This is a genomic window from Mucilaginibacter sp. P4_E8, assembly GCF_056401495.1.
This window is the reverse complement of record NZ_JBFUJG010000194.1, coordinates 1-7,369: the sequence shown is the minus strand read 5'-3', so window position 1 is coordinate 7,369 and position 7,369 is coordinate 1. Positions and strand designations below refer to the sequence as shown.

The following is a 7,369-nucleotide window of genomic DNA, read 5'->3' as shown; positions in this document are numbered from 1 at the left end:
ATAGCAATACTAAGTAACAATTATGATAATTTAGTACCTCTTAACTTTCAATATATATTGTTACTATAATTTTACTGTTTAGAAGATAGAACGTATGATCAAAAAAAGCCTGGCAATAAGCACTTTTATAACTTTTATAGTGGTACTATTTATATCACTTACAGCCTGTCATACCGTGAATAGCAGTAAGCAACCTGGTGAAAATGAACAGGCCAACATGCACAGCGCTTATGACGATAGTACGCTTAACAGAACTATCCTGCCTGTTTTAATGCCCTACAACCGTATAATTGACCCTGCAGGGAGGGTTATATCTTTTGGCGATGCTGGCGATGAGAACCATAGCATGGATGTAAGATTGATACCTGGCAGCAAACTCATAGCTGTTGAGGATAGGTATGGTATTACTTTAATTGATACGGTACAAAGTAAAGTGATCACCCGCTGGACTTATAAACAGGATTCCCGGTACAGGGGCCTGACAAGTACCTATTCTGGTTTAAAAGTTTTAAAGGCCGGTGATCAAACCCAGATATTTTGGAGCGCGGCAGTTGGCAAAGGTAAAGATTCAAAATCATATGTTTTCCAGGCACTTTGGGATGGCGAAAAGATCAGCATTAAAAATACGTTTGCTTTTAAGGCCGAAGGGGAATCGCCGCTGGCATTACCTAATGACCTGGCTATAAATAATGAAAGCGGAATCAATTTTCTTTATGTGGTTTTAAACGGTAATAATCAGTTAGTTAAAATTGATCTTTCAACCAATAGAATAGTTTGGACAAAATCTACTGGTGTTGCACCTTATGGCATTGTAATAGCCCAAAATAAAGCTTTCATAACAAATTGGGCCGGTCCGCAAGCTGTTGATACGGTGAACAGGGAAACAGCGGGTGTACCATACGGCAAAGCATATATCGATCCTAAAACCGGTGCCACGGCCAGGGGCACGGTCATGGTAATGAGTTTGGAAAGGGGGGAGGTAATAAAGGAAATACCGGTAGGCCTGCACCCTAATGCTATCATCAGTAGTGCCGACGAAGCTTTTGTTTATGTTGCCAACGGCAACAGTGATATGGTATCGGTTATATCAACAGGCTCACTCCAAAATATTGATGCCATTGATGTAAAATTAAATCCGGGCAAAAAAAGTTATATAGGTGATACCCCCAATGCCCTGGCCATTAACACAGATGGAACAATCTTATATGTTGCCAACGGGCTTGATAATGCAGTAGCGGTGGTTAAGCTCGGCTCAAAAACTGCCACCAAAGGCACTGGCAATAATGCCGTAAAAGGTTTCATACCAACCGAAGCTTATCCGGGTGGGCTTGCTGTTGATGGTAATACCCTGTTCGTAACCAACCTTGAGGGCGAAGGTTCACGCATAAACAGCAAGGAAATTGGTAAAGCCGGATTGGGAGGAGAGGTAGCTGAAGGGAGCCCTAAAGCTTATAACTCGCATCATCAAAAAGCAACAGTGTCTATTATTTCAATTCCTGACGAGGCATTATTAAAACAGTACACCCAAAAGGTGCAGGACCTTAACCTGAGTTTCAGGCAACAAATTGCTCAGTTATTGCCCCGTAAAAATATTCCGGCGCGTCCTATGCCTGAGCGTATTGGCGAACCATCGGTATTTAACCACGTACTTTATATCATAAAAGAAAACCGTACTTATGACCAGGTTTTGGGCGATATGCCCGAAGGTAACGGCGCTAAATCGTTATGTATTTATGGGGATAGCGTTACGCCCAACCAGCATAACCTCGCCCGTAATTTCTTACTGCTTGATAATTATTATGCATCCGGAAAATGTTCGGCCGAGGGCCACCAATGGACAGATGCTGCTATGGTAACCGATTACGTTGAAAAGAGTGTAAGGTCATGGTTTCGCAGTTATCCGCATGTTCAGGAAGATGCGCTGGTTTATGATGGCAACGGTTTTATATGGAACAACGCTGCCGACCATGGCAAAACAGTAAGGATATATGGCGAGGCCTGTGCCGTTCACTTTGATAACAAACTTAGCTGGACAGATATTTACAATAATTATAACGCAGGTAAACCTTTTGTATTTAATAATACCAGTACCATATCGCGTGTAAGGCCAATGCTATCACAAAACTATCCTGGTTCTGATGAGCACAAGATCAATGAGCAATTACGGGCAACCGCTTTTATAAAAGAATTAAATGAGTATGAGAAAAAGCCTGGTGATCAGTTACCCCAATTGATGATCATGGCCCTTTCTGCCGATCATACCGTAGGAACCAGGCCAGGTTTCCCAACCCCCGATGCCATGGTAGCCGATAATGACCTGGCGCTTGGTCGTATTGTTGAAGCGGTATCAAAAAGTCGTTTCTGGAAAAATACCGTGATTTTTGTTACCGAAGATGATTCGCAGGCAGGCTGGGATCATRTTTCTGCATATCGTACTACCGGTTTTGTAATAAGCCCCTATAGCAGACTGCAAAGCAAAGTGAGTAAAAATTATAACCAAACTTGTATAGTCCGTTCAATTGAGCAGATATTAGGGTTGCCGCCAATGAACATTATTGATGCAACAGCATTACCTATGTTTGATTGCTTTACCAGCAAACCATCTGATTATACCTATCAAAGCTTGAAAAATCGTATTCCTTTAAATAAGGTCAGTCCTCCGTTATCATCACTTAAAGGAGCAAGCCTTCATTATGCACAGTTGTCTTCAAGACCCGAGTATGATCATATTGATGGGGGTAATGATGATGTTATGAACCGGATATTATGGTTTGCAGCCAAAGGCAAAAAGCCTTATCCGGCCAAACTTGCAGGTAAGGACACTGACGACGATGATGATTAATTGTAAAACAGGCAGGTAAAAATTAAGACTATCCTGCCTGTTTTTACAGCATATTATAAGTTCATGCCACCAGATACTTCAATACGTTGTGCATTGACCCATCTGGCTTCTTCTGTACAYAAAAATGCTACCACACCACCAATATCGTCAGGTAATCCTACACGACCTAAAGCGGTAAGGCCAGCAATTTGCTTATTAATCTGTTCGTTATCACGAACCATCCCACCGCTAAAATCAGTTTCAATAGCACCTGGGGCTACCACATTTGCTGTGATCCTACGAGAACCAAGTTCTTTTGCCTGGTACCTGGTTAAGGTTTCAACGGCACTTTTCATTGCCCCATAAGCTGATGAACCGGGTATACTGAAACGGGCCAATCCAGATGATATATTAATGATACGGCCACCATCATTAATAAGCGCTAAAGCTTTTTGAGTTAAAAAATAAACACCCTTAAAATGAATGTTAAACACCAGATCAAAGTCTTCTTCACTTGTTTCAGCAAATGATGAATGCAAGCCAATTCCTGCATTGTTCACCAAAAAGTCAAAATGATCTGTATTAAAAGTATCTTTCAATGTTGTGGTTAGCTGGCCAAAAAAAGCGTCAAAGCTTTTAACGTCGCCTGTATTTAGTTGTAAAGCAACAGCTTTTTGACCCAGTTGTTCAATTTGTGCCACTACAGCAAGTGCTTCGTCTTTTTGGCTGTTGTAGGTCAGTATTACATCAAATCCTTTTTTTGCAATGCTTAAAGCCATGTTTTTGCCTAAACCACGGCTACCACCTGTAATCAGAGCTATTTTTTTTGTTTGTGTCATGTTATTTTTGTTTTAGATAATTATTTAATTTGATGACACAAAGATAGGGCACTAAACAGGCGGGCTGTTTGCAAGTATCAATCTGATATTTGCAAAATTCAAATAGAAGCATTACATCCTGAATGTAATTGGTGAAAATGAGGTTTGTTTTCTGAAAAAGTTAGAAAAATGGGCTACCTGCTCAAAACCAAGGCAATAACTGATCTCCGAAATATTCCAGTCGGTTTGTTTTAGCAAGATCTTCGCCTCCTGTATAATCCTGCTGCTGATAATATCAGTGGTGGTTTGCCCGATATTCTCCTTTAATACTTTATTCAAATGGTTTACATGAACGGCCAGGCGGTCGGCGTAATCTTTAGCGGTGCGCAGGCTGAGTTTTTGATGTACAGATTCAATGGGGAACTGCCGTTCCAATAGTTCAATAAATAAGGAAGAAACACGTGCCGAGGCAGTATGTAACGGATACAGGGCGGTTGCCGGTTGCAGCTTTTGACCATAGTGAATCAGTTCAAGAACGTAGTTGCGCAGCAGGTCATATTTATATGCATAATCTGACGACAGCTCCTTGTACATCTTTTTGAAAATAAAGGTGATATCTTCGGCTGCCTCGTCTGTAAGCTGGAAAATGGGGTATCCCCGGGGCTGAAAAATAGGCAGATCGTCAAGTACAACRCCGCTTTTATGCTGGATCAAAAAATCGCTGGTGAAAATGCAGAAATAGCCAGACTGGTCTTCATCCTGGGGCACATAGTGGTAGGGAATCTTAGGCGTTGCAAATAATAAGGCGTTTTTTTCAATGTCGATCACCTTATCTGCATATTCGGCCCGGTTATGGCCGCTTATCATGCTAATTTTATAATAAGCCCGTCGGTTATAAGGCATGATCCCCTTCTTCCGTGTTTGGGCCATCATCTCATCTATCTTAAACACATTAAAATGCCCTATGTCCTTATTAATGCCTTCAGGAAGCAATAAGGAGGTTTGCTTGTAAAATTCCTCGAGCGTGGTAATATCAGGTGCCATGTTTGCAAAATTCAAATGTTGTACAAATATAAGCAACTTCGTAAACCGGTAAAAAATATAATATTCCCCTACTTAATTAAGGGCTTTGAGCCTTTTTGAAGCATTGATGCAGAATACTGTACTATTTATGTGTTATGTAGTAATAATTTTACACTTTTGCTTATCAAAAACATTTTCAATTAATTTAAACTGTTGTTAAAAAAAAATGCCGGCCATTGTGAGTACACAGGAGCGTATTCGTCGTATTCAGGTTAACGGGGATGAGGCTGCATTTAATGAGCTGTATGAATTGCACGCGGCCAAGTTGTACAAATTTGCCTATTCGTTCCTGGGCGAGAGAGAAGCAGCCCAGGAGATTGTAAATGATGTTTTTTTAAAGATATGGATAGGACGTGGAAGTCTTGATAATATTAAAAACCTGCAGGTTTATTTATATGTGCTAATAAAAAATGCCTGCCTGAATCATTTACGAAGTATTTCATCAAAAAAAATAAAAGAACTGAAACTTACAGAAACGTATTATTTTCAATTATCCGTTGATCCCTCACAATTGCTGATCAGCAAGGAATTACAAACTAAAGTTTTAAAAGCAGTTAACGGATTACCTGCCCGTTGCAAACTCATATTTAAAATGGTAAAAGAGGACGACCTGTCCTGCAATGAAGTTGCGGCCATACTGGGGCTTTCAAATAAAACTGTTTTTGCCCAATTGTCCATCGCCCTTAAAAAATTGGATGACGCGCTTGGCGGCAAATAAGTGTAAATTACCTCCTGAAAACCCGCTCAATTAAAACCCTCAAAAAAAAGTTTTATTTTCTTTAGGAAAAACCACCCGGTACTGTGTCCTTACTGCAGAATCTAAAATTATTATGGGCAAATCCAGGTTTATTGAGTTAATGGCTAAAAGTATGGGTAAAACAGCCACAGCAAATGAGTTAACCGAGCTTGAAGTTTTTCTTGAAAAATTTCCTGAATATAAAAGAATGCACCAGGTTACCGATGCTTTGAAAGGTGATGCAGGACAACCCCATGTAGTTAAACAAAAAGACCTCCGCAAAAAGCTTGAAGAGCTTTGGGATAAAATAAAAAGTTCAAATGAAGGCTCAATAGCTCTTAATGAAACAAACAGGATAAAACCCTTGTTTAACTGGCGATGGGCTGCAGCAGCTATCCTTATACTTGGTATAGCCGGAGGGGTATTTTATAGCGTTAAATCGGGGTATAGTGACCAAAGTGCGAATTTGGTAGTGCATGAAGTTCATGTACCATACGGAACTACCAAAAAGCTGGTAATGCCTGATGGTACAAAAGTGATGCTAAACGCCGGCAGTACATTTACTTATCCCGAAACATTTTCAAAAAGCACCCGGGATGTAAACCTTAATGGTGAGGGCTTTTTTGAAGTAACCCACAATGCTAAAAAGCCATTCCTGGTTCATACCAGTAAACTAACCATAAAAGTACTTGGAACGGTATTTAATGTTAAAGCTTATAATAACGATAAGACAACTGAAACAACCCTGCTAAAAGGTAAAGTACAGGTTGACCTAAAAAACAACCCCGAAAAAACAATTATATTATTACCTAACGAAAAGTTAATGGTGACAAATAACCCGCCTCAAAAGCAAGTTACAAAGGCTAGTAATATTAATGTTGGCAAAATTGAATACCAGGTAACCACATTACCAATGGTTAAGCCTACAGAGATCAAAGAAACAGCATGGCTTGATAACAGGATATTGTTTACCAACGAAATGTTTGAAGATGTGGCAAAGCAAATAGAACGCAAATACAACGTACAGATAGTATTTGAAGATTCTGCACTTAAAACCGAACAAATAAGTGGTTTGCTTGATAAGGAATCACTGAAAAATGCTATGCAAATTATTGAAATGACAACCCCATTCAAATTCAGAATGGATGGAAAGGTTGTTTACCTGGCACAAAAATAAAACAACATAAAACTAATTTAATTAACCCCTTAAACTAACTGCGTATGACATTGAAACAATACTTATCAGATTCCTGAAAATTCGAAATAAACAAGGGAAGAGCTGGCACTCCTCCCTGTAAAAACAAATAGGATTTATTAACAAGAGTAAGGTGTTGTAACACAGTGCTTACTCTATCCATTAATTTTCAAAACAAATGTAATGAAAAAAACAAGAAGGGCATTTCCGCTTCAGGGAACCCCCGTATGTCTAAAATTTATTTTGCTAATGAAAGCAGTTTTTTTTCTAATTCTGGTTACATGCATGCAAGTTTCGGCAACAGTGTATTCTCAGCAGAAATTTACACTCAGCATTAAGCAAACCGAAGTGAGCAGTATATTGACCAAAATTCAAAAACAAAGTGATTATCGGTTCTTTTACAACTATGCATCCATTAAAAAATTGGGTAAAGTTGACCTGAACGTAAAAGATGCAACGATTGATCAGATATTGAATTCCATTATTGACAATAAGCTATCCTATAAAATGGCTGATGATAATGTGGTTATTATCTCAAACCAGGATGATGCCGATAAGCAGGTTATTATTAAAGGAAAAGTTGTTGATAAAACAGGCGAGCCTTTAATTGGTGTAAGCATAAAACTGCAAGGCACAAATGTTGGTGTAACTTCTGATGTCAATGGTAATTTCAGCATAAACGCCCCTGACAATGGCGTACTGGAGTTAACCTACAT

General features: G+C 39.4%; 6 protein-coding genes. 4 read left to right on the top strand and 2 right to left on the bottom strand.

Translation table 11 applies throughout. The annotated features are described in order from the left end of the window. Positions 1–94 precede the first annotated feature (94 nt). Positions 95–2,842: an alkaline phosphatase family protein gene (locus tag AC1DRQ_RS28310; RefSeq protein ID WP_477428996.1), complete on the top strand. Its 2,748-nt coding sequence runs from the start codon at positions 95–97 to the stop codon at positions 2,840–2,842. Between the two features lie 53 nt (positions 2,843–2,895). Here the strand turns inward: AC1DRQ_RS28310 and AC1DRQ_RS28305 are convergent, their stop codons facing one another. Both AC1DRQ_RS28305 and AC1DRQ_RS28300 read right to left on the bottom strand, forming a co-directional pair. Then, complete coding sequence (locus tag AC1DRQ_RS28305) at positions 2,896–3,660, bottom strand: SDR family NAD(P)-dependent oxidoreductase (protein ID WP_477428994.1); 765 nt, start codon at positions 3,658–3,660, stop codon at positions 2,896–2,898. Between the two features lie 111 nt (positions 3,661–3,771). After that, positions 3,772–4,683 carry a helix-turn-helix domain-containing protein gene (locus tag AC1DRQ_RS28300; RefSeq protein WP_477428992.1) on the bottom strand — a complete coding sequence of 304 codons (912 nt, stop codon included), beginning with the start codon at positions 4,681–4,683 and terminating at the stop codon, positions 3,772–3,774. Positions 4,684–4,888: 205 nt separating this feature from the next. Here AC1DRQ_RS28300 and AC1DRQ_RS28295 point away from each other — a divergent pair, with 205 nt between their 5' ends. The 3 genes from AC1DRQ_RS28295 to AC1DRQ_RS28285 all read left to right on the top strand — a co-directional run. Next, positions 4,889–5,440, top strand: a complete 552-nt coding sequence (locus tag AC1DRQ_RS28295; RefSeq protein ID WP_429392996.1) for an RNA polymerase sigma factor — start codon at positions 4,889–4,891, stop codon at positions 5,438–5,440. Between the two features lie 112 nt (positions 5,441–5,552). After that, on the top strand, positions 5,553–6,635 hold the full coding sequence (locus AC1DRQ_RS28290; protein ID WP_477428989.1) for a FecR family protein: 1,083 nt from the start codon (positions 5,553–5,555) through the stop codon (positions 6,633–6,635). A gap of 366 nt (positions 6,636–7,001) precedes the next feature. Next, positions 7,002–7,369 (top strand): STN domain-containing protein (locus tag AC1DRQ_RS28285; protein WP_477428987.1); only part of this gene is annotated, 368 nt, incomplete at its 3' end.

What these genes read in the sequence shown, in the direction of transcription:
- AC1DRQ_RS28295 (WP_429392996.1), top strand. Translation starts at nt 4,889, where the DNA reads ATGCCGGCCATTGTGAGTACACAGGAGCGTATTCGTCGTATTCAGGTT.
- AC1DRQ_RS28290 (WP_477428989.1), top strand. Translation starts at nt 5,553, where the DNA reads ATGGGCAAATCCAGGTTTATTGAGTTAATGGCTAAAAGTATGGGTAAA.